26 protein-coding genes and 1 tRNA gene are annotated in these 26,144 nt (G+C 66.4%); 24 read left to right on the top strand and 3 right to left on the bottom strand.

Annotated elements, in window-relative coordinates:
* The first annotated feature begins 47 nt into the window (after positions 1 to 47).
* Positions 48 to 2,768, top strand: a complete 2,721-nt coding sequence (locus C8J46_RS13770) for a TonB-dependent receptor (RefSeq protein ID WP_132740209.1) — start codon at positions 48 to 50, stop codon at positions 2,766 to 2,768.
* Between the two features lie 160 nt (positions 2,769 to 2,928).
* Here the strand turns inward: C8J46_RS13770 and C8J46_RS13765 are convergent, their stop codons facing one another.
* A complete protein-coding gene (locus C8J46_RS13765) occupies positions 2,929 to 3,585 on the bottom strand; it encodes a 2OG-Fe(II) oxygenase (RefSeq protein ID WP_132740821.1) in 657 nt (218 codons plus the stop codon).
* 157 nt (positions 3,586 to 3,742) lie between these two features.
* Here C8J46_RS13765 and C8J46_RS13760 point away from each other — a divergent pair, with 157 nt between their 5' ends.
* From C8J46_RS13760 to C8J46_RS13665, 20 genes are all read left to right on the top strand, one after another.
* Positions 3,743 to 4,561 carry a type II secretion system protein N gene (locus tag C8J46_RS13760; protein WP_132740207.1) on the top strand — a complete coding sequence of 273 codons (819 nt, stop codon included), beginning with the start codon at positions 3,743 to 3,745 and terminating at the stop codon, positions 4,559 to 4,561.
* Positions 4,558 to 6,765: a type II secretion system secretin GspD gene (gene gspD / locus C8J46_RS13755; protein WP_132740204.1), complete on the top strand. Its 2,208-nt coding sequence runs from the start codon at positions 4,558 to 4,560 to the stop codon at positions 6,763 to 6,765. The genes C8J46_RS13760 and gspD overlap by 4 nt, the downstream gene beginning before the upstream one ends.
* On the top strand, positions 6,762 to 8,426 hold the full coding sequence (locus C8J46_RS13750; protein ID WP_132740201.1) for an ATPase, T2SS/T4P/T4SS family: 1,665 nt from the start codon (positions 6,762 to 6,764) through the stop codon (positions 8,424 to 8,426). Before gspD ends, C8J46_RS13750 begins: the two co-directional genes overlap by 4 nt.
* Positions 8,427 to 8,615: 189 nt before the next feature.
* Positions 8,616 to 9,842, top strand: a complete 1,227-nt coding sequence (gene gspF / locus C8J46_RS13745) for a type II secretion system inner membrane protein GspF (RefSeq protein WP_132740198.1) — start codon at positions 8,616 to 8,618, stop codon at positions 9,840 to 9,842.
* A gap of 8 nt (positions 9,843 to 9,850) precedes the next feature.
* Positions 9,851 to 10,291, top strand: coding sequence for a type II secretion system major pseudopilin GspG (gene gspG, locus C8J46_RS13740; protein ID WP_243643388.1), 441 nt, complete (start codon positions 9,851 to 9,853; stop codon positions 10,289 to 10,291).
* A complete protein-coding gene (locus C8J46_RS13735; RefSeq protein WP_132740192.1) occupies positions 10,266 to 10,736 on the top strand; it encodes a GspH/FimT family pseudopilin in 471 nt (156 codons plus the stop codon). The genes gspG and C8J46_RS13735 overlap by 26 nt, the downstream gene beginning before the upstream one ends.
* Positions 10,726 to 11,097 carry a type II secretion system minor pseudopilin GspI gene (gene gspI / locus C8J46_RS13730; RefSeq protein WP_132740189.1) on the top strand — a complete coding sequence of 124 codons (372 nt, stop codon included), beginning with the start codon at positions 10,726 to 10,728 and terminating at the stop codon, positions 11,095 to 11,097. The genes C8J46_RS13735 and gspI overlap by 11 nt, the downstream gene beginning before the upstream one ends.
* A complete protein-coding gene (gspJ, locus tag C8J46_RS13725; protein ID WP_132740186.1) occupies positions 11,094 to 11,777 on the top strand; it encodes a type II secretion system minor pseudopilin GspJ in 684 nt (227 codons plus the stop codon). Before gspI ends, gspJ begins: the two co-directional genes overlap by 4 nt.
* Positions 11,764 to 12,789, top strand: a complete 1,026-nt coding sequence (gspK, locus tag C8J46_RS13720) for a type II secretion system minor pseudopilin GspK (RefSeq protein WP_279388904.1) — start codon at positions 11,764 to 11,766, stop codon at positions 12,787 to 12,789. The genes gspJ and gspK overlap by 14 nt, the downstream gene beginning before the upstream one ends.
* Positions 12,786 to 13,871, top strand: coding sequence for a type II secretion system protein GspL (gspL, locus tag C8J46_RS13715; protein ID WP_132740180.1), 1,086 nt, complete (start codon positions 12,786 to 12,788; stop codon positions 13,869 to 13,871). Before gspK ends, gspL begins: the two co-directional genes overlap by 4 nt.
* Positions 13,868 to 14,344, top strand: a complete 477-nt coding sequence (gene gspM / locus C8J46_RS13710) for a type II secretion system protein GspM (protein ID WP_132740177.1) — start codon at positions 13,868 to 13,870, stop codon at positions 14,342 to 14,344. The genes gspL and gspM overlap by 4 nt, the downstream gene beginning before the upstream one ends.
* Positions 14,341 to 15,066, top strand: a complete 726-nt coding sequence (gene gspN, locus C8J46_RS13705) for a type II secretion system protein N (protein WP_132740174.1) — start codon at positions 14,341 to 14,343, stop codon at positions 15,064 to 15,066. The genes gspM and gspN overlap by 4 nt, the downstream gene beginning before the upstream one ends.
* A gap of 66 nt (positions 15,067 to 15,132) precedes the next feature.
* Positions 15,133 to 15,209 (top strand) — tRNA-His (locus C8J46_RS13700).
* 111 nt (positions 15,210 to 15,320) lie between these two features.
* Entirely contained in the window at positions 15,321 to 16,370 is a 1,050-nt protein-coding gene (locus C8J46_RS13695; RefSeq protein ID WP_132740171.1) for a Glu/Leu/Phe/Val dehydrogenase dimerization domain-containing protein, read from the top strand.
* 224 nt (positions 16,371 to 16,594) lie between these two features.
* Positions 16,595 to 17,320: a heme ABC transporter permease CcmC gene (gene ccmC, locus C8J46_RS13690; RefSeq protein ID WP_132740168.1), complete on the top strand. Its 726-nt coding sequence runs from the start codon at positions 16,595 to 16,597 to the stop codon at positions 17,318 to 17,320.
* A 97-nt stretch (positions 17,321 to 17,417) separates the two neighbouring features.
* The gene (ccmE, locus tag C8J46_RS13685; RefSeq protein ID WP_132740165.1) at positions 17,418 to 17,864 is read left to right on the top strand and encodes a cytochrome c maturation protein CcmE; all 447 of its coding nucleotides are present in this window, start codon (positions 17,418 to 17,420) and stop codon (positions 17,862 to 17,864) included.
* The gene (locus C8J46_RS13680; RefSeq protein WP_132740162.1) at positions 17,861 to 19,774 is read left to right on the top strand and encodes a heme lyase CcmF/NrfE family subunit; all 1,914 of its coding nucleotides are present in this window, start codon (positions 17,861 to 17,863) and stop codon (positions 19,772 to 19,774) included. Before ccmE ends, C8J46_RS13680 begins: the two co-directional genes overlap by 4 nt.
* Positions 19,771 to 20,298 carry a DsbE family thiol:disulfide interchange protein gene (locus C8J46_RS13675; RefSeq protein ID WP_132740159.1) on the top strand — a complete coding sequence of 176 codons (528 nt, stop codon included), beginning with the start codon at positions 19,771 to 19,773 and terminating at the stop codon, positions 20,296 to 20,298. The genes C8J46_RS13680 and C8J46_RS13675 overlap by 4 nt, the downstream gene beginning before the upstream one ends.
* Positions 20,299 to 20,444: 146 nt before the next feature.
* Positions 20,445 to 20,816, top strand: a complete 372-nt coding sequence (locus C8J46_RS13670) for a cytochrome c-type biogenesis protein (protein WP_243643422.1) — start codon at positions 20,445 to 20,447, stop codon at positions 20,814 to 20,816.
* The gene (locus C8J46_RS13665; RefSeq protein WP_243643386.1) at positions 20,732 to 21,460 is read left to right on the top strand and encodes a hypothetical protein; all 729 of its coding nucleotides are present in this window, start codon (positions 20,732 to 20,734) and stop codon (positions 21,458 to 21,460) included. Before C8J46_RS13670 ends, C8J46_RS13665 begins: the two co-directional genes overlap by 85 nt.
* 112 nt (positions 21,461 to 21,572) lie before the next feature.
* On the opposite strand, the gene C8J46_RS13660 is transcribed toward C8J46_RS13665, so the two are convergent.
* Both C8J46_RS13660 and ald read right to left on the bottom strand, forming a co-directional pair.
* Entirely contained in the window at positions 21,573 to 21,791 is a 219-nt protein-coding gene (locus tag C8J46_RS13660) for a DUF3072 domain-containing protein (protein ID WP_056058060.1), read from the bottom strand.
* 51 nt (positions 21,792 to 21,842) lie between these two features.
* Positions 21,843 to 22,949: an alanine dehydrogenase gene (gene ald / locus C8J46_RS13655; protein ID WP_132740815.1), complete on the bottom strand. Its 1,107-nt coding sequence runs from the start codon at positions 22,947 to 22,949 to the stop codon at positions 21,843 to 21,845.
* Between the two features lie 127 nt (positions 22,950 to 23,076).
* Here ald and C8J46_RS13650 point away from each other — a divergent pair, with 127 nt between their 5' ends.
* The 3 genes from C8J46_RS13650 to C8J46_RS13640 all read left to right on the top strand — a co-directional run bounded on the left by C8J46_RS13650 (position 23,077) and on the right by C8J46_RS13640 (position 26,122).
* Entirely contained in the window at positions 23,077 to 23,520 is a 444-nt protein-coding gene (locus C8J46_RS13650; protein WP_132740153.1) for an Lrp/AsnC family transcriptional regulator, read from the top strand.
* A 236-nt stretch (positions 23,521 to 23,756) separates the two neighbouring features.
* Positions 23,757 to 25,604, top strand: a complete 1,848-nt coding sequence (locus tag C8J46_RS13645) for a potassium transporter Kup (protein ID WP_132740812.1) — start codon at positions 23,757 to 23,759, stop codon at positions 25,602 to 25,604.
* A gap of 2 nt (positions 25,605 to 25,606) precedes the next feature.
* Entirely contained in the window at positions 25,607 to 26,122 is a 516-nt protein-coding gene (locus C8J46_RS13640; protein WP_243643385.1) for a 2'-5' RNA ligase family protein, read from the top strand.
* The last annotated feature ends 22 nt before the right edge of the window (positions 26,123 to 26,144 follow it).

Here is a 26,144-nt window from a genome sequence, read left to right as displayed (position 1 = left end):
CCGCGCAGCCTTGTACCTACCGAATTCCTCTTGTTGCCGGGGCAGCCATGAAGTCATCCGTTCTCGTCTCCGTCCTGCTCGCGACGACGACGTTCGTCCCGGCGCAGTCGTTCGCGCAAAGCGCTCCCGCCGGCAGCGTCGTCTCGCCGCAGGCAGGGACGCCGGTCGAACAGCGCACCGACCCCGCTGCTCAGGCCGAACAACAGCAGGAGCAGGTCGAGATTTCGACGCCTGGCGGCAGTGGCACCGGTGAGGACATCGTCGTCGTCGGCCGCAACGTCCCGAACGCGGTTCGCGCCACCGCTGCCGTCGTCAACGTGCTGTCCTCGGCGGATATCGCGCGGACCGGCGAAGGCGATATCGCCGGTGCGCTCCAGCGCGTCACCGGCCTGTCGGTCGTCGGCAACGGCCTGGTCTATGTCCGTGGTCTCGGCGATCGGTATTCGTCGTCGCTGCTCAACGGCTCGCCGCTACCGTCGCCGGAGCCACTGCGCCGCGTCGTCCCGCTCGATATCTTCCCGACCAACGTGATCGCCTCGGCGGTCGTCCAGAAGAGCTATTCGGTCAATTACTCGGGCGAATTCGGCGGCGGCGTCATCAATCTGACGACCAAGGCGGTCCCCGAAAAGACCTTCTTCCAGTTCGGCGGATCGGTCGGCGCGGACACCGTCACGACCAGCGAACTCGGCTATGTCTATGACGGCGGCAAGCACGACTGGACCGGTTTCGACAGTGGCGAGCGCAAGGTGCCCGGTTTCATCAAGTCGGCGGGCGCGAACGGCACGTCGCTGACTGGCGCGCAGATCACCGCATTGTCGAACGCCAAGACGACCTTGCTCCAGCAGAACAACCAGATCCCGGCCAACCTCTCGGGCGAGACGAGCTTCGGCACCTCGGCCGATATCGGCAGCACGCGCGTCGGCGTAATCGCTGCGGCGGGGATCAGCAACACGTGGCGGACGCGCGATACGCTGCAGCAGTCTACCGACGACGTCGGCGGCATCCTGACGCGCGATTTCCGCACCGTGCTGACCGACAACCGCTCGATCATCAACGGCCTGCTCGGCTTTGGCGCGGAGTTCGGCGAGAACAAGATCCGCTGGACCAACCTCTACATCCACGACACGCTGAAGCAGGGCCGCCTCAGCACCGGCTCGACCTCGAACATCGGCGATGTCGACGGCATCCAGCCGTTCATCGTCCAGAACACGAGCTGGTTCGAACGCCAGTTGATCGATACGCAGCTGGTCGGCGAGTTCAAGTTTGGCGATTTCGCGCTCGATACGCGCGGCAGCTACGCGAAAACCGAGCGCAACTCGCCCTACGAACGCCAGTTCACCTATCAGTACAATGCGAATGTCGGTGACTATACCAACAACCTCAGCGGCTTGCAGAGCGCGGCGGTGGCGTTCAGCGAACTCGACGAGACGCTCTGGTCGGGTCAGGCGAACCTCACCTGGAACGTGCCGTTCGACCGCCCGTTCGCGCTGTCGGTTGGCTATGCGTATAGCGACACCGATCGCACATCGAGCCGCTATACCTTCCGTTATCAGACCGCGGGCAACGTCGCGCTGAACGATGCGGTCGCGCAGGAACGCCCCGACTATCTGTTGTCGGACTTCAACCTCCAGACCTATGGCATCGGCCTCGCCAACACGTGCGTCGCGCCAAACTGCGCGCCGACCTACGACGCGTCGCTGCGCGTCCATGGTGCCTATGCGCAGGTCGAGGGCGAGATCCTCGACGGTCTGCGCGCCAATGTCGGCATTCGTTACGAGGACGCGCTGGAGACGGTGCTGCCGGGTGGCGGTGCCGGCGTCTCGTTCGCGCAGACCAATCTGTCGCGCGCGTATTGGCTTCCGGCGGTTACGGTGACGTGGAACTTCGCGTCCGACATGCAGCTGCGCGGGCATATGTCGAAGACGCTGGCCCGGCCGCAGTTCCGCGAACTCGCGCCGCAGCTGTATCAGGATTTCGAGAGCGATCGCCTGTTCTTCGGCAACCCGTTCCTGACCGACTCGCAGCTATATAACGGCGAGCTGCGCTACGAATGGTATTTCGCGCGCGACCAGAAGTTCAATCTGGCGGGCTTTTACAAGCGCATCGACAACCCGATCGAGGCGGTCGCGTTCTTCCCGGCGGGCAGCGACACGCTCCAGACCGGCTTCGCCAACGCACCGCGCGCAAACCTGTACGGCGGCGAGGTCGAGCTGCAGAAGTACATCCCGCTCGACGGCCTCGGCGGGGATTTCTTCGCGACCCGTCGTCTCGTCGCGATCGCCAACTACACCTACACGCACTCCGAGCTGCAGGTCGGCGACGAACTGATCGCCAGCCCGATCCAGAGCAACGGCACCACCGCCAGCCTGCGTCCCGCCAACGTGCTGTTCCAGGACGGCGCGGCGCTGACCGGGCAATCGGATCACCTCGTCAACCTGCAGCTCGGGATCGAAGACAAGGCGAGCCTGTCGCAGCTGACGTTGCTGTTCAATTACGCCAGCGACCGCGTGACGAACCGCGGTCCGGTCGGCGGCGGTGGTGGCGTTCGCCTGCCCGATCTGATCGAGAAACCCGGCATCCGCTTCGACGTCGTCGCGCGGCAGGGCATCGCCGTCTCGGGCAAGCAGATCGAGGTGAAGTTCGAAGCGCGCAACCTGACGGGGACGGGCTACCGAGAGTACCAGACCTTCTCGAACGGTGCCGAAGTCGATATCAACCGCTACAAGCTCGGTCGGGTGTTCACACTGGGAGCGAGCGTGCAGTTCTAAGGGCCGAAATACCTCTGCATGCTGCCACCCCGGCGAAGGCCGGGGCCCAATTGGCAAGGTGGACGTAATGGAGCGATGTGCCTCATTATCGCCGTCCCCCAATTGGGCCCCGGCCCCCGCCGGGGTGGTATGAGTTCATGAGGCTCGCCGACCTCAGCGCTCACCCCCAAGCCTTCTCCCGAAACCATTTGGTGATCACGTACTTGACCCCCGCGCGCACCTTCATCCCGTGATGCAGCGTCGCCGCATTCAAGCTCCCGTCCACGCGTCGGTTGTTCCATGCGAGCAGCTTGCCCGTCTCCGCCTGGACGATTTTGTCGACCACCTTGAACCGCGTCGCACCACCCGCCTCGGGCTGGTTGAGATAGATCATGACGGTCCACGTCCGGTTGCCGGCCACGCCGCAATAGCGATGATAATCGACGCCGTTCGGCTCGAAATAGTCGGTGTGCCCTTTGAACTCCTGCCCGACCGCATAGCGCTGTCCCTGCAACGGTTCGCCGTGCACCGGGTCGAGTCCGGTCAGCGCCGCGATCCGTGCCTCGACCTCGATCACGACCGGATCGTCCGCCGACAGATCGCCCGTCTCGCTCGTCCGATAACTTGCATCACCGTTCGAATCGGAGATCGTCGACGGACGCCGCACCGCATCGATCCGCTCGATCAACGCCGTGCACAATTCGGGCGGCAGGAAGTCGCGCCGTACGAACAAATCGAGCTTTGCGCTCGGCACGCGTTGCACGCCGGGCGCGGACAGTCGTGCGATGACCGGTTCGGGGGGCAGGCCGCAGCCACTGGACGGAAGAGGATCGGACATCTGCGTCTTCTGCCCATCGGCGACGTAATGCGCTACCCCAGCTGTCACGCGCATGGCCGGCATCAGATTTCGTATGTTTGACGCACAAGCCATTGACGCGGAATTGTAACATGGCATGCCTACGCGGCGAGATGCGGGAAATTGGGGTGGGTCGCGCATGCGATTGAAGCTGGACGCGAGGGCGCGCCGTATCTTGCGGCGTATGCCGGTCGTGAATGTCTATAGTGTCGTCGAGCTTGCGCTGCTGGCGGGGCTTGCGGTCCAGTGCGCGCGGCTGGCCTGGACCATCGTGACGCCGATCACGCCGCTCGGCGACTGGCGCCCGGCCGCGCCGATGGTAGTCGGTTCGCCCGCCGACATCTTGCGCGGCTTCGATCCGTTCTTCCGGCTCGGCGGTGTGCCCGGAGCCCCTGCGACGGTAACGTCGCTCCAGCTCACCCTGTTCGGCACGCGCATGGACGAGGCGATGGGGCGCAGTTCAGCGATCATCGCCGGTCCTGATGGCGTTCAGCAGAGCGTTGCGATCGGCGATGAAATCCAGCCGGGCGTTCGCCTGAAGGCGGTCGCGTTCGATCACGTCACAATCGATCGGGGTGGTGTCGACGAGGATCTCTTTCTCGACCAGTCGGGTGCGGTAGCGCCGGTCGTGCCGGGCGCCACTTCGGCCGGCGCGTCGTCCGATGCTGCCGGCATCCCGATCGCACAATTGCGGACCGAGATTGGCTTCATCCCGAGGATCGATGGTGGTCGGATCAGCGGGCTGACGCTCCGGTCGCAAGGGTCCGGTGCAGCGTTTCGCGCGGCCGGGCTGAAAGACGGCGACGTGCTCACGTCGATCGGTGGACGACCTGTCGCTGGGCTTGGCGATCTTGACCGGATCACCAAGGATTTCGCGGGCGGCGGCAACGTCCCCATCACTGTAGAGCGCGGACAGGATACTCTGTCGCTCGCCATCACGATTGCGCCTCCTCAATGAAAAAGCTTCTTCTCGGACCCGTCGTGGCCTTGGTCCTCGTGGCTAGCGCGCATGCGCAGACTACGCTGAACGTTCGCGATGCCGATATCCGCGCGTTCATCGCCGATGCCGCCAAGGTTACCGGGCGCACGTTCATCATCGACAACCGCGTCGCCGGCAAGGTGACGGTGGTGACCGATCGCCCGCTGTCGCGCTCCGAGTATTTCGAGGTCTTCCTCTCGACGCTTCGCGCCAACGGACTCGTCGCGGTGCCGACCTCGAATGGCGCCTTCCGCGTCCAACCGCTCGACAACGCCGCGTCGCAACCCAGCCGGATCGGCGTCGCGGGCGCCGCGCGCAACAGCTACGTGACAGAGATCGTTCGCCTCCGCGCGATCGACGCGCAGTCTGCGGTCGAAACCGTCCGCCCCTTGGTCAGCGCACAAGGCTCGGTCAGCGCGAACCGCGGGGGCAACAGCCTCGTCGTCGTCGATTTCGCCGACAACATCCGCCGCATCCGCGAAGTCCTTCGCCGGATCGACACCGACACCTCGTCCACCCGCGTCGTCGCGCTCAAGAACGCCAGCGCCAAGGAGATCGCGACCGCACTGCAGGGCCTGATCGGGACCGGCACCGGCGGCGGGCAGGGCGGTGCTCCCGCGACTGGGCCGAGCGCCTCGGTCGTCGCCGTCGAGGGCTCGAATGCAGTCGCCCTCCGCGGCGATCCGACCACCGTCGCCCGTCTTGCGCAGGTCGCGGTCGACCTTGATCAGAAGGCGCGCAACGGTACCGAGATCAAAGTCGTGTTCCTCGAAAACGCGGATGCCGAGCAGCTGTTGCCGGTGTTGCAGGAACTCGTTGGCCAGACCCCGACCCAGCCCGTCCAAACCGCGCTTTCCCGCTCCAACTTCGGATCGAGCAGCACCAACGGCGCGTCCGGCGGCCAGTCGAATATCTCGCAGCCACAGGTCAACCAGTCGGTACCGACGTCCGGTGGCTCAGCAGGCTCCGGACAGCCCGCGATCACCGCAGCCGGCGGCAAAACTGCCGCGGTCGTCACGCGCTTTGCCGGCGCCAACGCAATCGTCATCGCCGCGCCCGCCGAAATCCAGCGCCAGCTGAACGACGTCGTCCGCCAACTCGATACGCGCCGCGAACAGGTGCTGGTCGAGGCGATCGTCGCCGAAGTCTCTGACACGACCGCGCGCACGCTCGGTGCGCAGTTCATCGTTGGTGATCCCAGCGGCGGCGCGTTCGGCGCCTCGACTTTCTCGAACTCTGCGCCGAACATCCTGCAGATCGCCGGCGCGATCGGCGCGACGCAGCTCAACACGTCGAGCACTACGACGGTCAATACCGACGGCAGCACGACGACCACCAACACCACCAGCGACGCCGCGAACACGCTGCAACAGTCGGCGATCAGCTCGATCCTGGCCGCGACCGGCGGGTTCGGCGGGTTCGGCGGCAAGATCGGCAGCACCTTCTTCGGCGCGATCATCAACGCGGTGAAGAGCGATACCACCTCGAACCTGCTCCAGGTCCCGCACCTCGTCACGCTCGACAATCAGGAGGCGCACAGCCTCGTCGGCCAGGAGATTCCGATCACCACGGGGCAGGCGCTGAGTACCAATTTCGACAACGCCTTCCGCACCACGCAGCGCCAGAATGTCGGTATCGAACTGACCGTTCGGCCACAGGTGAACTCAAGCGGCACGGTGAAATTGAACCTGCGCCTGGAGGTCAGCTCGATCGCCGGCCCGGTATCGAGCGACAACAGCGACCTGATCCTCAACAAGCGCGAGGTCGAGACCGTCCGCACCGTCGACGACGGCCAGATCGCGGTGATCAGCGGCCTGCTCGACGACAACGAGCGCCGGACGATCGAGAAGATCCCGCTGTTGGGTGACATCCCCGTACTGGGGCACCTGTTCACCTCTAAGGCGAAACAGCGGTCGAAGACCAATTTGATGATCTTCATCCGCCCGACGATCCTGCGCACCGCGGAGGACAGTCGCAAGCTGACCGAACAGCGCTACGGCTATGTCCGCCTGCAACAGGGCCTGCAGGATCCGAAGGAGGAGCCGTCGATCGACCAACTGATCCGCGACTATATGGGCGCCGCGCCGCCGATCCCGTCCGGCCCGATCCCCGGCAGCATCGAGGACCCGCGCATCGCGGTACCGGTACGCACCTCGACGATCGTCGTCCGGCCCAAGAAATGATTATCCGCGAAGGCCATGCGATCGACGCTCTTCCTTCCCCCCTCCCGCTTGCGGGAGGGGGCGGGGGAGGGGCTGCCTTACTCACGGACGAAGCGATCGAGGGCTATGTCATTCCGTCCCCCGACCCCTCCCGCGAGCGGGAGGGGAGCAGTGAAGCGTTATCATCGACCGACCTGCCCCAGATCACCATCCCCTACGCCTTCGCCCGAAAGTTCGGCGTCGTCGTCGACCACACCGACACCGACTCCCACCTCACCATCGCCATGCGCGCCGGCGCGGACCCGAAGGTCCTGCTCGAACTCCGCCGCTACCTCGCGCGTCCGTTCGACGTGACCTTCGTCGAACAGGTCGCGTTCGACCGCCTCCTTTCGAACGTCTACGCAATGGACGGCCAGGCCAACGCACTCGCCGCGGTCGGGATGGGCGACGAACTCGACCTGCTCGCGGGTGACATGCCGACCGCGGAGGATCTGCTCGACACCGCCGACGACGCGCCGGCGATCCGCCTCATCAACGGCATCATCGCCGACGCCGCACGCAACGGTGTGTCGGACATCCATATCGAGCCGTACGAGACCGGCCTCGTCGTCCGGATGCGGATCGACGGCGTGCTGCGCGAGACGCTGCGCATGCCGCCCAACGTCGCGCCGGTCGTCGTCAGCCGCATCAAGGTGATGGCCCGCCTCGACATCGCCGAGCGCCGCGTGCCGCAGGACGGCCGCATGGGGCTGACGCTTGGCGGCAAGCTGCTCGACGTCCGCGTCTCGACGCTGCCGAGCCGGGCCGGCGAGCGGGTCGTTCTGCGTATCCTCGATAAGGAAAACGCCGGGATCGACCTCGAAGCGCTCGGCCTGCCGCCCGCCTTGTTCGCGCTGCTCAACGAAGCGCTGAGCGAACCCAACGGCATCATCCTCGTCACCGGCCCGACCGGTTCGGGCAAGACCACCTCGCTCTACGCCGCGCTGCGCTTGCTCAACGACGGCAGCCGCAACATCCTGACCGTCGAGGATCCGGTCGAGTATGCGGTCGATGGCGTCGGCCAGACCCAGGTGAACCCGAAGGTCGGCCTGACCTTCGCCGCGGGCCTTCGCGCGATCCTCCGCCAGGATCCCGACGTGGTGATGGTCGGCGAAATCCGCGACCGCGAGACCGCCGAGATCGCGGTGCAGGCGTCGCTCACCGGCCATCTCGTGTTGTCGACGGTCCACACCAACGACGCGATCGGCGCGATCACCCGCATGCGCGACATGAAGGTCGAGAGCTTCCTGCTCGCCTCGACGTTGCGGGCGGTGATCGCCCAGCGCCTGGTCCGCCGCCTCTGCCCGACCTGCCGCAAGGCCGTGCCAGCCTCGGACACGGTTGCCCCGTTGCTCGGCATAGCCCCCGAGGCGATCGTCTACGTCGCGCAAGGCTGCGAAGACTGCAACCAGACCGGCTACAAGGGGCGCATCGGCGTGTTCGAAGCCGTTCGCATCGACGACACCATCCGCCGCCTGATCAACACCGACGGCCACGAATCCGAGATAACCGCACACGCGTTTGCGAAGTCTCCGAACCTCGCCCAGTCCGCTCGCGACCTCGTCTTGTCCGGCCAGACCACGGCCGAAGAAGCCGTCCGCGTATCCCGCCGCGACACAACCGAAGTCGTGGAAAATGCGTAACGCCCAGAAAATCCTCCCCGGAACGGGGAGGGGGACCAGCGAAGCTGGTGGAGGGGGGGCACCGCGCGCGCGCCACCTGACATCATCCGCCACGGCTTCGCGCGCACGATCCCCACAGCTGGAACGTTCGCGGCACGCCCCCTCCACCACCGCTACGCGGCGGTCCCCCTCCCCTTGCAGGGGAGGATGATGGCGGATTTCGACTATATCGCGATCGACACCAAGGGTGCGGAACGTCGCGGCCACGTCGCCGCGGCCGACATCGACGTCGCGCGCGCCACCCTCGACGCGCGTAAATTCTATGTCGTGAAGATCACCCCCGGCGCCCCCCCGCAGGCAACCAAAGGCCGCCCGTTGTTTGGCCTCCAGCTCGGCACGCCGAAGATGTCTGGCAAGAACCTCACCCTCTTCACCCGCCAGCTTGCCACGCTCAACCGCGTCTCCCCGCTGGAGGAATCGCTCCGCACGATCACGCGGCAAACCGAACAGGACAGCGTCCGAACAATAGTCCAGCACGTCCATGCCGGTGTCGTCGAAGGCCGCCGCCTCGCGGACGCGATGGCGCGAGAGCCGAAAAGCTTCCCGCCGCTCTACCGCGCAATGGTCTCGGCAGGCGAAAGTTCGGGCTCGCTCCCGACCATTCTCGACCGCCTCGCCGCGCTGCTCGAACGCCAGGCAGAGATCCGCGGCAAGCTCATCACCGCGCTAGCCTACCCCTCGATTCTCGCGCTCGTCGCGTTCGGCGTCGTTACCGCACTGATGATGTTCGTGGTGCCGCAGGTGGTCGAGCAGTTCGACACAGTCGGCCAGCAACTCCCGCTGCTCACGCGGATGGTCATGGCGTTTTCGGCGTTCCTCGTCGGATACTGGTGGGTGATGCTGCTGATCGTCGTCGGCGGCGGCCTGGCCGGATGGCGGGCGCTGAAGGACCCGACGCTGCGGCTCGCCTTCGACGGCTGGCTGCTGCGTATCCCTTTACTCGGCCGCCTGATCCGAGACCTCCACGCGGCAAGGATGGCGCGCACGCTCGGCACGATGGTCGCGAGCCGCCTGCCGTTGCTCGACGGCCTCAACCTTACCGCCAGCACGATCCACAACCGCCGCCTCCGCCAGGCCTCGGACCAGATCGTCGACGCGATCCGCGGCGGTGGCTCGCTCTCCGCCGCGATGCGCCGCGCCGGCGTCTTCCCGCCCTTGCTGACCTATCTCGCAGCCTCGGGCGAAGCCGCCGGTCGCCTCGACGAGATGCTCGAACGCGCCGCCGACTATCTCGAGCGCGAGTTCGACCGCTTCACCGCCACGGCACTCTCGCTGCTCGAGCCGCTGATCATCGTCGTGATGGGCGGCATCGTCGCGACGATCGTGCTATCCATCCTGCTCCCGATCCTCCAGCTCAACACGCTGGCCGGACAATGAGGTTTCGTATGCGTCCCCAAGATAAGAAGAAGCGTCGTGACGCCGGCTTCACCCTCGTCGAACTGATGGTCGTGATCGTCATCATCGGCCTGCTTGCGACGATCGTCGCGCTCAACGTGCTCCCCTCGGGCGACACCGCGCGGATCCAGAAGGCGAAGGCCGACATCGCTCAGATCGAGGGCGGTCTGGAACTCTACAAGCTCCAGAACATGACCTTCCCCAACACCACGCAAGGGCTGAACGCGCTCGTCACTGCACCCGCGGGGCTGACCGATCCCTCGCGGTATCAGCGTGGCGGGTATCTGAAGAAGTTGCCGAACGATCCCTGGGGTCGCCCGTATCTCTATGCCTCGCCCGGCGCACATGGGGAGGTCGACGTCTGGACCTTCGGGGCGGACGGCAAGGAAGGCGGCGAGGGGATCGATGCCGATATCGGCAGCTGGCAGTAAGCGGGAGGCTGGCTTCACGCTGGTCGAGTTGATGGTCGTCGTCACGATCATCGGACTCGCATCCGCTGTCGCCGTGCTTGTCATGCCGGACCCGCGCGGCCGCGTGCTCGACGAAGCGACGCGCTTCGCGTTGCGCGCCCGCGCCGCGCATGATTCTGCGATCGTCGAGACACGCCCGGTCAGCGTCTGGGTTACCGGCGGCGGCTATGGCTTCGACCGTCGCATGGCGGGTGGCTGGACGCCGATCGCCGAGAAGCCAATGCGCGTCGAACGCTGGAACGACGGGACCAAGGCCAGCATCGGCGATACCAGCGGTCGCATGCGGGTGACGTTCGATCCGACCGGCCTCGTCGATCGCCCCGCGGAGATCCGCCTCGACCGCGGCGGCGTTGTGGCAACCGTGCACATCGACGCCGACGGCAGCGTGCGAGCCGATGCGGGCTGAGCGCGGCTTTACCCTCATTGAAATCATGGTCGCGCTGGCGGTGTTCAGCCTCGCGGCGATGGCGCTCGTGCGCCTGGAAAGCGCGACGATCCGCGGCGCCTCGATCCTCGACGAAACGCTCGTCGCGCAGATGGTCGCGCGCAACGTCGCGATCGACGCGGTCACCAGCGCGCAACCGCCGACCGCAGGCCGCGTCACCGGCGTCGAGACGAACGGCGGACAAGCCTGGACCTGGACCCGGCAGGTCAGCGCGCTCGGCGGGTCCAGCGTCCTGCGCATCGACGTCGCGGTCGCGGATCGCGCGGGCGCGCAACTTGGCCGCCTGACGATGGTCCGCCCTGCGCCACGGTCGGCGACATGACGCGATCAAGCGGAGAAGCCGGCTTCACGCTTGTGGAAGTCATGGTGTCGCTCATGATCTTCGGGATGATCGCCGCCGCTGGCGTCGCCATCCTGTCGTTCAGCGTGAAGGCGCAAAGCAGCACCGGCGCCAAGCTCGACGACATCAGCGCGCTCACCCGAACGATGTCGATCCTGTCCGCCGACCTCGCCCAGGCCTCGAACCGGTCGACGCGCGACGAAGCCGGCACCAGCGTTCCCGCGTTCGTCGGCGAGAGCGGGTCGGGTGTCACGCCGATGCTGCGGCTCGTCCGCGACGGCTGGAGCAACATCGACGGTGCCGCGCGGCCGAGTACGCAGAAGGTCGCCTACCGCGTCGATGCCGGCACGCTCCAGCGGATCGCCTACCCGATGATCGACGGTGCGCAGGGACTGCCCCCCGCCGCACTGCTGACCCACGTCCGCCAGGCCGCGTTGCGCTACCGGATCGCCGGCGCCTGGAGCGATCGCTGGGATGGCGCCAGTGGCAGGCCGTTACCCGATGCGATGGAACTCACCGTCCAGCGTGACGACGGCACGCAGTTCCGCCAGATGTTCCTCGTAGGGACGGGATATGTCCCCACACCGGCTGAAGGAACGGGCCCGTCGACCACGCCGCCGCCCGGCACGCCGTCGAAGGAGACGCCCGGTGCGCGGACCTGATCGCGGTTCGGACCGCGGGTCGGAACGGGGGCCAGAACGCGGGCCGGAACGGGGGGCAGCGCTGCTCACCGTGCTGATGCTCGTCGCGATCATCGCCGTCATGGCAGGCGCGGCGCTGGAGAAACTGCGCCTGTCGACCCGGCTCGCGGGCAACGCCGCGACCGGCGAACAAGCGCGCGCCTACGCGTTCGCCGCCGAGACGATGGCGCTGACCCGCGTCTCCAACCTGCTCGGCCAGAGCCCCAAGCGGGTCACGCTCGCCGGCAACTGGAGCAACACGCCGTTCGGCCTGCCGGTCCCCGGTGGCTTCGCGACCGCCCGCGTGCGCGACGGCGGCAATTGCTTCAATCTCAACGCGCTCGTCACGCAAGCGACCACGCCCGGCGTGTATGTCACCAACCCCGAGATCCGCCCGCAATTCGTCCGGCTGATGCGGTTGTTGAGCGTCCCGACGCAGGTCGCCGAACAGGTCGCATCGGGCACCGCGGACTGGATCGACAGCGACCAGGACCAGCAGGCGATGGGCGCGGAGGACGGCGCGTATCTCGGCCGCGAGACGCCGTACCGCACCGCCGGCACGCTCATGTCCGACCCGAGCGAACTCCGCGCAGTCGCCGGCATGACGCCTGAGATCTACGCCACGCTGCGGCCCTGGATCTGCACGCTGCCGATCGCCAAGCCGTCGCCGATCAACGTCAACACGCTGGCGCCCGAACAGGCGCCGCTGTTCGCGATGCTGTATCCCGATACGCTGTCGGTCGGCAGCGCGCAGCAGATGCTGTTGCGTCGTCCGCCGCAGGGCTATGCCGACGTCGGCGAGATCACCAAGGCGGCGGCGTTGCAGGGTGCGGCCACCCTCGCGCCCGGTGCCGAGGCGACGGTGCTGTCGAAATGGTTCACGCTCGATATCGACGTGACGCTCGGCCGCACGCAAATGCAGGAACGCGCGCTGATCGACGCGAACCGACTTCCCGCGCAGCTCGTATCGCGGCAATGGGGCGAGCCATCATGACGACTTTGCTATTCCTTCCCGCCGGCGAGACCGGGTTTCGCTGGATGCGCGTCGCCGATGCGCGCGTGGTCGGGGAGGGGGAGGGGATCCCCGACGCGATCGACGATGAGACGATTGCGGTGGCCCCGGCCGATGCGGTGACGCTGCACTGGGCGGAACTGCCTTCGCGTTCGGCAGCGCAGGCTACGGCGGCCGCGCGTATTCTCGCCAGCGAGGCCAGTGCGTCGCCGCTTGCCGAACTGCATGTCGCGGTCGGTGACGAAGGTGCGAGCGATCGCCCGATCGGCGTGGTCGGCGTCGCGACGATGCGCGACTGGCTGCGGATGCTTGCGGAGGCGGGTGTCGATCCGGTCGCGCTGATCCCCGCACCGATGCTTCTTCCGCGCCCCGACGAGGGCTATGCGAGGGCGGAGCTGGCCGGTAGCGGCGTCGTGCGTGGTACGTCGAGCGGGTTCGCCGACGAGGCGCGGCTGACCGAACTCATAACCGGCGGCACTGCGCCTGCGACGATCGATCGCGATACGCTGGAGGCGGCGATCGTTGCCGCCGCTGCATCGCCTACTCTTGACCTGCGACAGGGGCCGTTCGCGCGGCGACGCAGGTTTGCGATCGACTGGGGGCTGATCCGAAGGCTTGCGCTGTTGTCGCTGACGATCCTGGCAGTGACGCTCGCGATCTCGCTCGTCCGCATCGCCAAGTACAGCTTTGGCGCGGATGCGTTGGAGGCTGAGGCCGACACGGTCGCCGTGACCGGCCTGCCACGCGGCGAGACGGTGGTCGATGCCAGCCGCCAGCTCGATGAGCGCCTGTCGCGCGTGCGCGGGCCGGGGCTCGGTTTCACCAACACGACCGCCGCCGCGTTCGCCGCGATCCGTGCCACGCCGGGGACCGAAGTCACGGGGCTAGACTTCCAGGCGAACGGCGACCTGCGACTGTCGGTCGCGGTCGAACGTGAGGCGCTTGCGACCGACCTCAAGCGTGCGCTCGAAGCAGCGGGCTTCACCGTCCGCGCGGGCGTATTCCAGGCCGCCGCCGGTCGTGTGACGGGTGAACTCACGATCAGCCCGGGGAGCGGACGATGACCGGCTTGAAGACGTGGTTCGAAGGCCGCTCGCTCCGAGAACGTCGCCTATTGCTCGTAATGGCCGCGCTCGCGGTGCTGACCTTGCTTTGGGCGCTGATCATCCGACCGATCGGTGACGGGTTGTCGAGCGCGCGCGAACGCCACGCCAGCGCCGTAACGCGGCTGGGCGAAACGCGCGCGCAGGTCGCGACGTTGCGCGATATCCAGCGTGACCGAGCAAGGCCGCTGACGGGCACGCTGGCGGACACGGTCCGCGCCGAGGCTGACCAAGCCGGCTTCGCGCTCGCGTCACTCGATCAGGACGGCGCGAACCGGGTGCGTGTGGGTATCCAGTCGGCGCGACCGGCGGCGCTGACCGCTTGGCTCGCGCGGCTCGAACGGCTCGGTATCCTCGTCGATTCGGTGGCGATGACCGACAAGGGCGACAAGACCGTCGGCGTCGCGCTCACGTTGAAGGCGCGCGCGGCATGAGGCGGATCCGTTTGCGCACCGGACCCGCGGCGCTGTTCGGTGGGATGCTGCTGATCGCGCTGATCGTCTTCCTGCCCATGCGCGCGGTACTCGGCTGGGTCGGCGTCGGCGACGAAGGGCTGGTCGCGCGGCGCGTGTCGGGGACGATCTGGGGGGCGACGCTGACCGAGGCGCGGTTCGGCGATCTCGCGCTCGGCGACCTGCGCGCCCGGTTGTCGCCGCTGCCGCTGCTGGTCGGCCGCGCGACGATCGCCTTCGCTGGGCCCGATTCGGTGTCCGCCAGACCATTGCGCGGATCGGCGAGCGTCAGCCGCCATAGCTTCGGGGTCGACCACATGACCGCGACCGTCGCGACGGGGCGGCTGTTTGCGCCAGTGCCCGTTGCCGCGCTCGACCTCGACGACGTCTCGGTCCGCTTCCGCGATGGCCAGTGCGAAGCCGCCGAGGGCCGCGTCCGCGCGACGCTGGCAGGTGACGTCGGCGGGATCACCTTGCCGCAGTCGGTGAGCGGCACTGCCCGCTGCGACGGCACGGCACTGCTGTTGCCGCTGGCTAGCCAGGCCGGGACCGAGAGCATCGCGCTCAGGATCGAAGGGGCAGGCACCTACCGCGCCGAATTGTCGCTGCGACCGTCCGACCCGCTGGCAGTGCAAAAGCTCGAACAGGCCGGCTTCGTGCGCGGGCCGAACGGCTACCGGCTCGCGATTGAAGGACGTTTTTGACGTCTTTTTGGCAAGTCGACGGTTGACGCCGCCCGGCGACCCCCGCTAGGGGGCGATGCCTACGCGGCGGTCGTAGTTCAATTGGTTAGAGCGTCGGCTTGTGATGCCGGATGTTGCGGGTTCAAGTCCCGTCGGTCGCCCCATTTTCCCTTATTTTCGTAAGCCCCCGCAATGCGGGCGCTTTGGGCTGGTAAAACCGGTCGGAAAATAATATTTCGCGTCCCGGTAATTTTATTCCTCTTCAGGAGCCGGCGATGACAGCGGTTTGGGACCTTCCCGATTTCGACGACCACGAGGGCGTACATGCCTTCACCGATCCCGAGTCGGGCCTGCGCGCGGTGATCGCGCTGCACTCGACCAAGCTCGGGCCGGCGGCTGGCGGCACGCGCTTCTGGCATTATGCCGACAACGGCCGCGCCGTGACCGATGCGCTGCGCCTGTCGCGCGGCATGAGCTTCAAGAACGCGATGGCGGGGCTGGAGCTTGGCGGCGGCAAGGGCGTGGTCCTCGCGGCCAAGCCCGGCGACGTCATCACGACGGCACAACTTGAGGCGTTCGGCCGCGCGGTCGATTCGCTCGGCGGGCGCTACGTGACGGCGGAAGACGTCGGCATGTCCGAAGAGCGGATGAAGGTGATCGCCACGCAGACGCGCTACGTCTCCGGCCTGCCGGTTGCGAGCGGTGCGGCGGGCGGCGATCCCGGGCCGTACACCGCGCTCGGCATCTATCTCGGCGTGAAGGCGGCGGCGCAGCGTGGCCTCGGCGCGACCGACATGAAGGGCGTGCGCGTCGCGATCCAGGGCGTCGGCTCGGTCGGCGGCGGGCTCGCGCGGCTGCTGGCGAAGGACGGCGCGGTGCTGACGCTGGCGGACGTCGACGAGGGCCGGGCGCAGAAGCTGGCCGGCGAACTCGGCGCGACCGCGGTGGCGGCCGAGGCGATCCTGACGACCGAGGCGGATATCTTCAGCCCGAACGCGCTGGGTGCTATTCTGACCGAGATGTCGATCGCTTCCTTGAAGGCGAAGGTCGTCGCGGGTGGCGCGAACAACCAGCTGAGCGTTCGCGAGGATGGCGCGCGGCTTCATGCACGCGGTATCCTGTATGCGCCGGACTATGTGATCAATGCGGGTGGGATCATCAACGTCGGGCTCGAGTATCTTGGGCAGGGCGACGAGGCTGAGGTTAAGGCACGGATCGCCCGTATTCCGGAGCGCCTGATCCAGGTCTGGGACGAAAGCGACCGTTCGGGCGAGCCGTCGTCGGATGTCGCAGATTCGATCGCAAAGCGCCTGATCGGCCGCTGAATCCAAGCGGTCTTCGCTCGTGTTGAGGGCGGGCGCTCCGATTACTCCCGTCATCCTGACGAAAGTCAGGATCCAGAGTAACTAAGCGTCGCCCTCTGCGGCCCTGGATCCTGACTTTCGTCAGGATGACGGCGTACGGGGGAGGCGCCTCCCTCTCCCCGGCGGGGAGAGGGTTCGAAGTCCGAGGTGACAGCCTCGCGATGTTGCCATAATGGCTGTCCCCAGTGGCTACCCTACACGCCTTCGCAAACCCCGCGCGCTTCCTGAAGATCGCCAAGCCGTTGACGCCAGCGCTCTTCTGGCTTGGCGTCGCGCTGATCGTGCTGGGCTGCTGGGCGGGCTTGACGCAGACCCCGCCGGACTACCTCCAGGGCGAGACCGTCCGCATCCTCTACATCCACGTCCCCGCCGCCTGGCTCGGCATGGGCGGGTGGAGCGGGATCGCGATCTCCAGCATCATGTTCCTCGTCTGGCGCCACCCGCTGGCCAGCGTCGCGGCGCGTGCGATCGCGCTGCCGGGTGCGGTGTTCGCGGCGCTATGTCTCATGACCGGCTCGATCTGGGGGCGGCCGACCTGGGGAACGTGGTGGCAATGGGATGGCCGGCTGACCTCGATGCTGCTGCTGTTCTTCGTCTATCTCGGCTATATGGCGCTCGCGAAGGCCGATGCGGATCGTGGCGGCGATGGGCGCGTGCCGGCGCTGTACGGGATTGCCGGGTCGGTGCTGCTGCCGATCATCCGCTATTCGGTGGTGTGGTGGAATACGCTGCACCAGGGGCCGAGCATCGGTCTGACGCAGTCGACGATCGCGGGTTCGATCCTGTGGCCGCTGCCGATCATGCTGGCCGGGTTCACGTTCGCGTTCGCCGGAATCGTGCTGATGCGGATGCGGACGATGCTGGCGATCACGAAGACCGAAGCGCGTATGCGCAGAATGGCGAGATCATGAATCCCTGGCCGTTCGTGACTGCTGCTTATGCCGTGACGCTGGGCGGCGGCGCAGTCATCGCTCTCCTGAGCTATCTCGCGATGCGGAAGGCCGAAAAGTGAAGGCCAAACATCAACGCCTGACACTGGCGCTGCTGGCACTCGGTGCGGTCGTCGTCGCCGGGCTCCTCGCGCTGTCGGCGCTGAAGGATCAGGCATCATTCTTCTATGCGCCATCCGACGTTCGCCGCGACGGTCTCCCGCTTGGGCGCGCAGTGCGGCTCGGTGGAATGGTCGAGGGCGGTTCGGTCAAGCGCGCGGCAGACGGCATCACCGTGCACTTCGTCGTCACCGATGGGCAGGCGACCACCCCGGTCGTCTTCGCAGGGATCGTCCCCGACCTGTTCCGCGAGAAATCGGGCGTCGTCGCCGAAGGCCAGTTCCAGCCCAATGGCAGCTTCGTCGCGTCGAACCTGCTCGCCAAGCACGACGAAAAGTACATGCCGCCGGAGATAGCCGGCAAGATGCACGAGACCAAGACGCTCGAACCGGACGCAAAGCCGTGATCGCCGAAGCGGGCCTTGCCGCGCTCTGGTTCGCTGGCGCGCTGGCGGCGTTACAGCTGGTGATGGCGACGATTGGTATCGCGCGCGATCGTGAGGACGTTGCGGCAGCGGTGCGCCCGGTGGCGATTGTTCAAGGGCTGTTGGCCCTCCTCGCGATGGCGCTGCTGATCGAACTCTTTCTCGACTCCGACATGTCGGTGAAGCTGGTCGTCGAGAACAGTCATTCGGCCAAGCCGTGGCTCTACAAGTTCGCTGGCGCCTGGGGAAACCACGAGGGCTCGATGCTGCTCTGGGTGACGATCCTCGGACTCGCCGGCGGTGCTGTGGCGATCTTCGAACGCTCGTTGCCCGAACGCACGCTGACCGCGACGCTCGGTGCGCAGGCGACGATCGCACTCGGATTCTACGCGTTCCTGCTGTTCTCCTCGAACCCGTTCGCGCGGCTCAACCCCGCAGCGGCCGACGGCCTCGGGCTCAACCCGCTGTTGCAGGACCCCGGCTTGGCGTTCCATCCGCCGACGCTCTACACGGGGTATGTTGGCCTCTCGGTCGCGTTCTCGTTTGCCGTAGGTGCGCTCGTCACGCGAGACGTCGGGCCGGCGTTCGCGAAGGCTATGCGACCGTGGGTGCTGATCGCCTGGATATTCCTGACGCTTGGCATCACTGCCGGTTCGTACTGGGCCTATTACGAGCTCGGCTGGGGCGGCTGGTGGTTCTGGGATCCGGTCGAGAACGCCTCGCTGATGCCGTGGCTCGCCGCCACCGCATTGCTCCATTCGGTGACCGTGCTCGCGACCCGCGACGGTCTGCGAGCCTGGACGATCATGCTGGCGGTCGTCGCGTTCTCGATGTCGATGATCGGCACGTTCCTGGTCCGCTCGGGTATCCTGACGAGCGTCCACGCCTTCGCGGTCGATCCAGAGCGCGGTGCGTTCATCCTGGCGCTTCTCGCGATCTACATCGGTGGTGCACTTGCGCTGTTCGCCGCGCGGATCGGCACCGTCCGCGCGGGCACGACCTTCGATCCGGTCAGCCGCGAAGGCGGGCTGGTTGCGAACAACCTGCTGTTGTCGGTGATCCTCGGGATCGTCCTGATCGGCACGCTCTACCCGATCGTCGCCGCGAGCTTCGGCGTGCAGCTATCGGTCGGGCCGCCGTTCTTCAACAAGGCGGCGGGGCCGATCGCGTTGCTGCTGGTCGCGGTGATGGCGGTCGGGCCGCTGCTGCGCTGGAGGCGTGACGATGCGAAGGCGGTGCTGCGCCGCGTGATGCTGCCGATCGGCGCCGCGCTGTTGGCGGCAATCGCGTTGCTGTTCGTCTGGCCGGGCGTCCTCCCTTGGGCCGGGCTTTCGCTGGCCGCTGGGCTCGCCGTCGCCAGCGTAGCGCCTCTGTGGAAGCGCAACCTGAAGCGTACGCCGCTGTTCACATACGGCATGGTCATCGCGCATCTCGGCATCGCGGTCAGCCTCGCCGGGATGGCGTCGGACAGCGCCTTCACGAAGGAAACGCTGGTCGCAGTGCGCGCGGGCGAACCAGCACGGGTCGGGCCGTACACCGTGACGCTCGATGGAATATCGCCGGTGATCGGCGAGAACTGGTCGGCACTCGAAGCACGCCTGACCGCAACGCGGGGTGGCAGCGCGAGCATCCTGCGGCCGCAACTCCGCTTCTTCGCCAACCCGCCGACCAGCACCAATGAGTCCGCCATCCTGACGGTGCTCGACGGCCAGCTTTATACCGTGCTCGGGCAACCGGACGGGCAGGGGCGCTGGCAGCTCCGCCTCTGGTGGAAGCCGTTCGTGACGCTCATCTGGTTCGGGGGCGTGCTGATCGCGCTGGGTGGCGCATTGTCGCTGCTCGGCCGCGTGCGGCGCCAGCGACAAGTTGCAATACGGACGCAGTGGGCATGAAGCGGTTCGCACTCTGGGCGCCGCTGGCGATCTTCGCGCTGCTGTTCGCGGTGGTCGCGAGCGGGTTGTTCCGGCCCGCCGAGAAGGTGGTGCGATCGGCCATGGTCGGCAAGCCGCTCCCCGATTTCGCGCTGCCCGCGATGGTCCCTAGCAAGCCGGGCCTGACCAGCGCGTCGTTCCGGCAGGGTAAGCCGCGGTTGCTCAACGTGTTCGCGAGCTGGTGCATTCCGTGCATTGCCGAGGCCCCGCAACTGATGCGGTTGAAGGCGATGGGCATGCCGATCGACGCGATCGCGATCCGCGACACTGCTCCGGCTATTGCGGGGTTCCTTCGGCGTAACGGCGATCCCTACGAGCGAATCGGAAGCGACAAGGCCAGTCAGGTGCAGTTGGCGCTGGGGTCGTCGGGGGTGCCTGAGACGTTCGTGATCGACGGCCGCGGGATCGTCGTGAAGCAGATCATCGGCGATATCCGGCCTGAGAATGTGGCGGAGATCGTGCAAGCCGTGAAGGATGCGCGGTGAGCGGGCGCAACGTATTTCCCCTCACGCTTGCGGGAGGGGTTAGGGGAGGGGATTCTCCCTGCCAACCGAGCGCGCGTTCGCGTCATGCCCTCCCCCGACCCCTCCCGCGAGCGGGAGGGGAGATACTTGCCGCGCTGTTGCTCTGCATCTCGCCGGCCTTCGCCCAGCCGGTCACTCCACCAGCGCATTACGCCAACGTGCAACTCACCGACCCGGCCAAGGAAGCCTCCGCCCGCGCGCTCATGGAAACTCTGCGCTGCCTCGTCTGCCAGGGCCAGTCGATCGCCGACAGCGATGCCGACATGGCGGCCGACATGCGCGCGCTCGTCCGCGAGCGGATCGAGCGTGGCGAAAAGCCTGCCTCGATCCGCGACTGGCTGATCGCGCGCTACGGCGACTACGTGACCTATGATCCACCCCTATCCGGCCTCACATGGCCGTTGTGGCTAGCGCCGATCCTGCTGCTTGGCCTCGGCGGCTGGATCGCGCGGTCGAGCTTTCGGCGGAGGGCACGCTGATGGGGTATTTCTGGCTGGCCGCGATCGGAACGGGGGCGTTTGCGCTGCTCGCGGTATTGAAGGTGAACCGCGTTCTTTGGACGATGGTCGCCGCGGCGCTGATGCTTGGTGCGGCGGGGTATGCTTGGCAGGGCCAGCCAGGGCTTGCCGGCCATGAAGCGTCGCCCGGGCTTGCCGCAACGCCGGACGACAGCGCGATGCTCGAACTGCGCGACCAGATGCTCGAACGGTATACGGGCGCAGCGGCGTATCTGGTTGCGGCGGACGCGATGACGCGGGTCGGCGACCGTCGCGCGGCGGTGCAAGTTTTGCTTGGAGGTCTCAGAATAGCTCCGAAGAGCGTGGTAATGTGGACGGGGCTCGCCAACGCGCTCGCGGCGCATGACGCCAACCAGGTTTCGCCGCCCGCGTTGTTCGCCTTCCAGCAGGCTATGCGGTTGGCGCCGAAGCATCCTGCTCCGCCGTTTTTTCTGGGGCTGGCGTATGTGCGGGCGGGCGAGTTCGCGACGGCCCGGCCATATTGGGCAAAGGCGCTGGCGTTGACACCGGCCAACATCTCATACCGGGGCGAGATCGCCAATCGGCTCGCGCTGCTGGATCGGTTTCTAGCTATGCAGGATACGCCGGACGCCGGCCCAAGATAATCCTGTCATCCTGGGCTCGACCCAGGATCCAGAGCCATGAACGTTAAGCTATTTGGCTCTGGATCCTAACTTTCGTCAGGATGACGGGAAAAGGAGTAAGAGGAATATAGGCTTACTGCCCGCGGCCGGTCTTCGACTGCAACTCGTCGATCTTCTTCGACGCATCCGCCTTGGTCAGCGTCTCGTCGAATTCCTCATGTGCTTCCTCGGACAGCGTCTTGAGGTAGCTCGCCTGCGCACCGGTCATCTTCTCGTCGCCGGTGGTCCAGTCGTCCGGGTCCTTCTCGGCGTTCGAGAACGGTTCGGATTTGGGGTTCGGAGTGTCGGACATTGGGAATTCCTTTCCCCTGTCCAACACCCATGTTCCGCATCCGTTCCCGAGTCAGCCGGCCCAAGCTTCGTAAGGTAAACCTAGATCATCTGCGACCGCCTTGTACGCGATCTTGCCCTTGTAGACGTTCAGCCCGTTGGCGAGGTGCGGGTCGGCCTTCATCGCGGCCTCGGCGCCCAGATTGGCGAGCTTCAACGCGAATGGCAGCGTCGCATTGTTTAGCGCGAACGCCGAGGTGCGCGCGACCGCGCCCGGCATGTTGGCGACGCAGTAATGGATAACGCCATCGACCTCGAACACCGGATCTTCGTGCGTCGTCGCGTGCGACGTCTCGAAGCACCCGCCCTGGTCGATCGCGATGTCGACCAGCACCGAGCCGCGCTTCATCGTCTTCAGCATTTCGCGCGTGACGAGCTTCGGCGCCGCCGCTCCCGGCACCAGCACCGCGCCGATCACCAGATGCGCGTTCTTCACCGCCGCCGCGATCGCAGCCTTCGAGGCATAGGCCGTCTTGATCTGGCTGGAGAAGAACATGTCGAGTTCGGCGAGGCGATCGTTCGAGATGTCGTAGATCGTCACGTCGGCGCGCATGCCGACCGCCATCTGCGCTGCGTTGACGCCCGAGACGCCACCGCCGAGGATCGCGACTTTGGCAGGTGCGACACCGGGGACGCCGCCGAGCAGCACGCCGCGTCCGCCCTGCTCCTTCTCGAGATAATGCGCGCCGACCTGCACCGACATGCGGCCCGCGACTTCCGACATCGGCTTGAGCAACGGGAGCCCGCGGCGATTGTCGGTGACCGTCTCGTACGCGATGCAGGTCGCGCCGGACTTCATCAGCCCTTCGGCCTGCGGCTTGTCGGCGGCGAGGTGGAGATAGGTGAACAGCAGATGGCGCGGTTCGAGCATCGCGATCTCGCTCGGCTGGGGCTCCTTGACCTTCACGATCATGTCGGCGCCGGCGAACACCGCGGCGGCGGTCGGCAGGATCGTCGCACCCGCGTCGACATAGTCCTGGTCCTCGAAATCGATGCCCGATCCGGCGAGCGTCTCGACAACGACCTCGTGGCCCGCGGCAACCAGTTCGGCGACCGACGGCGGGGTCAGGCCGACGCGATATTCGTGGTTCTTGATTTCCTTGGGGACACCGACGCGCATTGATTCCACTCCATTATCGTTTGCGCCATACTAGCGCGCCTTGGACAGGAAGGGTTCGCAAACTGGTCGCGGTGCGATACCGCATCTGCAAGATGATTGCATCCTTTGCCCTCGAAACGGGATAATCTTGAGCATCACGATCGAACGCAGGATTCTGGACCTGCTCGCCGCCAATTCCGACCTGACCAGCGCCGAGCTTGGCGACGCGGTTGGTTTGTCAGCGAGCGCCGCCCACCGCCGCGTGGCGCAGTTGCGAGAAAGCGGGGCGATCGTCGGCTATCGTGCCGTCCTGTCCCGCGCAGCACGAGGCGACCCAAGCATCGTCCTCGTCAACGTCACGCTCCGGGATCAGCGCAAGGAGACGATGGCGGCGTTCGAGGCGGAGATCGTCGACTGCCCGCAAGTCGTGCAATGCTTCCTGATGAGTGGTGAGGCAGATTATATGCTCCATGTCGAGATCCGCGACGGCGAGACGTTCGAGCGCATCCACCGCGAAACGCTCTCGCAACTGCCGGGCGTGACGCGACTGGCGTCGCATTTCGTCATCCGCGAGGTCGTTACTCGCGGCTGATCAGGCGCGTCCATTCTGACCCGGTTAATCCACGTTGCCCGCCTCGCCGTTGCCGCCCTCTACCCCGCATGCTAAATGCGCGCGCTTGGGGCACAGGGTGAAATCGGAAATTCGATGAAGATTGCTGCACTTCCGGGTCGATTCACCGTCCAGTGAGCGTCGATCAGACCGCCGCGGCTTCGACCGTGCCACCCGCCAATCTCGATCTCGAGACGGGGCATCACAACTCCGACGGCATGCTGAAGCTCGCCTTCGGTGCGATCGGCATCGTCTTCGGCGATATCGGCACCAGCCCGCTCTACGCCTTCCGCGAGACCTTCGCCGGCCACCACAAGCTCGCGCTCGACGCGGCGCACATCATGGGCGTCATCAGCCTGATGTTCTGGTCGATGATGATCGTCGTGACGGTCAAGTACGTCATCATCATCATGCGCGCCGACAACAAGGGCGAAGGCGGCAGTTTGGCGCTGCTCGCTTTGGTCTCGGGCAAGACCAAGACGAAGCGCTGGAGCAAGGGCATCATCCTGCTCGGCGTGTTCGCGACGGCGCTGTTCTACGGCGACAGCATGATCACGCCCGCGGTGTCGGTGCTGTCCGCGGTCGAGGGTCTCGCCGTCGCCGCGCCCGCATTCGGCGGCCTGGTGCTGCCGATCGTGATCGTCATCCTGATCGGCCTGTTCTGGGTGCAGAAGAGCGGGACCGCGCGCATCGGCCTCGTGTTCGGACCGATCATGCTGGTGTATTTCAGCGTCATCGCGGTGCTCGGCATCCTCAGCATCGTGCAGACACCCGAGGTGCTCTGGGCATTGTCGCCGCACTATGCGGTCGAGTTCTTCATCATCGACCCCGAGCGGGCCTTCCTGGCACTCGGCTCGGTCGTCCTCGCGGTCACCGGCGCCGAGGCGCTGTACGCGGACATGGGGCATTTCGGCCGCAAGCCGATCGGCCTGTCGTGGCTGTTCTTCGTGCTCCCCGCGCTGATCCTCAACTATATGGGGCAGGGGGCGCTGCTGTTCCGCGACGGCCGCGAGGCGCTGGTCAGCCCGTTCTACAACCTGGCCCCCGAAAGCCTCCAGCTCCCGCTCGTCATCCTCGCGACGATGGCCGCCGTGATCGCGTCGCAGGCGGTCATCTCCGGCGCGTTCTCGGTGACGCAGCAGGCGATCCAGCTCGGCTTCATCCCGCGCCTGCGGATCGAGCACACCAGCGCCTCGACCGCCGGCCAGATCTACATCCCGCTCGTCAACGGCGCGCTGATGGTGATGGTGATCCTGCTCGTGCTGTTCTTCCGCACCTCGTCGAACCTGACGAGCGCGTATGGGATCGCGGTCACGGGCGCGATGTTCATCGACACGTGCCTGCTCGGCGTCGTGCTGTTCCGCCTCTGGAACTGGCCGAAGATCGCGGCGATCCCGTTGCTGGCGATCTTCTTTACGGTCGATGGCGCCTATTTCGCCGCCAACCTAACCAAGGTGCCCGCCGGCGGCTGGTTCCCGCTGCTGGTCGGGTTAATCATCTTCACCTTCCTGACGACGTGGTCGAAGGGGCGGCAGCTGATGATCGACCGGATGCACGAGGCGGCGATGCCGATCAAGGTGTTCATCGGTTCGGCCGCCAGCTCGGCGTCGCGCGTGCCAGGGACCGCGGTGTTCATGACCTCCACCGCGGACGGCGTGCCACATGCGCTGCTCCACAACCTCAAGCACAATAAGGTGCTGCACGAGCGCGTCATCCTGCTGACCGTCAAGATCGTCAGCCAGCCCTATTGGCCTGCCAACGACCGCGCGGTGCGCGAGGAGCTTGGCAGCGGCTTCCACCGGCTCGTGCTGCGTTACGGCTTCATGGAGGATGCCGACGTGCCCGCGGCGCTGCGGCAGGTCCATAATTGCGGCGCGGACTTCAAGATGATGGACACCAGCTTCTTCCTGTCGCGCCAGACGCTGCTCGCGTCGGACAAGCCCGGCATGATGATCTGGCGCGAAAAACTGTTCGCGTGGATGCTCCGTAATGCGGAAAGCGCGATGGAGTTCTTCCGCCTGCCGACCAATCGCGTGGTCGAGCTCGGCAGCCAGATCGAGATCTGATCGTGACGGATACGCTTCCAGCCCCGATCATCGTCACCGCCTTGTTCGGTCGCCAGGACACTGCGTTTTTCGACGCGATGCGCCGCGAACATTTCCCGCCCGAGCGCAACCAGCTCGATGCGCATCTGACGCTCTTCCACCACCTACCGCCCTCGGGGCTCGACGAGCTCAAGCACCGCCTGAGCCAAGAAACGCGCGGCATTCGTTCCCCGCAGGCGCGCGTCGGCGGCCTGATGTCGCTTGGTCGCGGTGTCGCCTACCGGATCGAGTCCCCCGAGCTCGTCTGCATCCGCGAGCGCCTCGCCGACACGTTCACCGGGATGCTGACGCCGCAGGACGCTGGCGGCTGGCGTCCGCACGTCACGATCCAGAACAAGGTCAGCCCGCAGGTAGCCAAGCTCCTGCTCGGCAACCTGCAACGCGATTTCGTTCCGAAGGACGTCGAAATCGCAGGTCTGGGCGCGTGGTGGTATCGTGGCGGACCATGGGAAGCGATTTCCCGGCACATGTTCGCTTGACCGCCTCGAATCCGCTTCCTAT

Source organism: Sphingomonas sp. PP-F2F-A104-K0414 (assembly GCF_004340945.1).
Taxonomy (GTDB): domain Bacteria; phylum Pseudomonadota; class Alphaproteobacteria; order Sphingomonadales; family Sphingomonadaceae; genus Sphingomonas.
The sequence above is the reverse complement of the archived record's forward strand: the minus strand, read 5'-3'. Positions and strand labels throughout refer to the sequence as shown.

Bases quoted from the DNA above. Each gene is read 5' to 3' on its own strand.
- gspN (WP_132740174.1), top strand. From the start codon at position 14,341: ATGAGGCGGATCCGTTTGCGCACCGGACCCGCGGCGCTGTTCGGTGGG.
- gspG (WP_243643388.1), top strand. From the start codon at position 9,851: ATGCGTCCCCAAGATAAGAAGAAGCGTCGTGACGCCGGCTTCACCCTC.
- gspM (WP_132740177.1), top strand. From the start codon at position 13,868: ATGACCGGCTTGAAGACGTGGTTCGAAGGCCGCTCGCTCCGAGAACGT.
- C8J46_RS13750 (WP_132740201.1), top strand. From the start codon at position 6,762: ATGATTATCCGCGAAGGCCATGCGATCGACGCTCTTCCTTCCCCCCTC.
- gspL (WP_132740180.1), top strand. From the start codon at position 12,786: ATGACGACTTTGCTATTCCTTCCCGCCGGCGAGACCGGGTTTCGCTGG.
- C8J46_RS13735 (WP_132740192.1), top strand. From the start codon at position 10,266: ATGCCGATATCGGCAGCTGGCAGTAAGCGGGAGGCTGGCTTCACGCTG.
- C8J46_RS13645 (WP_132740812.1), top strand. From the start codon at position 23,757: ATGCTGAAGCTCGCCTTCGGTGCGATCGGCATCGTCTTCGGCGATATC.
- C8J46_RS13665 (WP_243643386.1), top strand. From the start codon at position 20,732: ATGGCCGTTGTGGCTAGCGCCGATCCTGCTGCTTGGCCTCGGCGGCTG.
- C8J46_RS13770 (WP_132740209.1), top strand. From the start codon at position 48: ATGAAGTCATCCGTTCTCGTCTCCGTCCTGCTCGCGACGACGACGTTC.
- C8J46_RS13675 (WP_132740159.1), top strand. From the start codon at position 19,771: ATGAAGCGGTTCGCACTCTGGGCGCCGCTGGCGATCTTCGCGCTGCTG.
- gspD (WP_132740204.1), top strand. From the start codon at position 4,558: ATGAAAAAGCTTCTTCTCGGACCCGTCGTGGCCTTGGTCCTCGTGGCT.
- C8J46_RS13765 (WP_132740821.1), bottom strand. From the start codon at position 3,585: ATGTCCGATCCTCTTCCGTCCAGTGGCTGCGGCCTGCCCCCCGAACCG.
- gspI (WP_132740189.1), top strand. From the start codon at position 10,726: ATGCGGGCTGAGCGCGGCTTTACCCTCATTGAAATCATGGTCGCGCTG.
- C8J46_RS13760 (WP_132740207.1), top strand. From the start codon at position 3,743: ATGCGATTGAAGCTGGACGCGAGGGCGCGCCGTATCTTGCGGCGTATG.
- C8J46_RS13695 (WP_132740171.1), top strand. From the start codon at position 15,321: ATGACAGCGGTTTGGGACCTTCCCGATTTCGACGACCACGAGGGCGTA.
- gspJ (WP_132740186.1), top strand. From the start codon at position 11,094: ATGACGCGATCAAGCGGAGAAGCCGGCTTCACGCTTGTGGAAGTCATG.
- ald (WP_132740815.1), bottom strand. From the start codon at position 22,949: ATGCGCGTCGGTGTCCCCAAGGAAATCAAGAACCACGAATATCGCGTC.
- C8J46_RS13660 (WP_056058060.1), bottom strand. From the start codon at position 21,791: ATGTCCGACACTCCGAACCCCAAATCCGAACCGTTCTCGAACGCCGAG.
- gspF (WP_132740198.1), top strand. From the start codon at position 8,616: ATGGCGGATTTCGACTATATCGCGATCGACACCAAGGGTGCGGAACGT.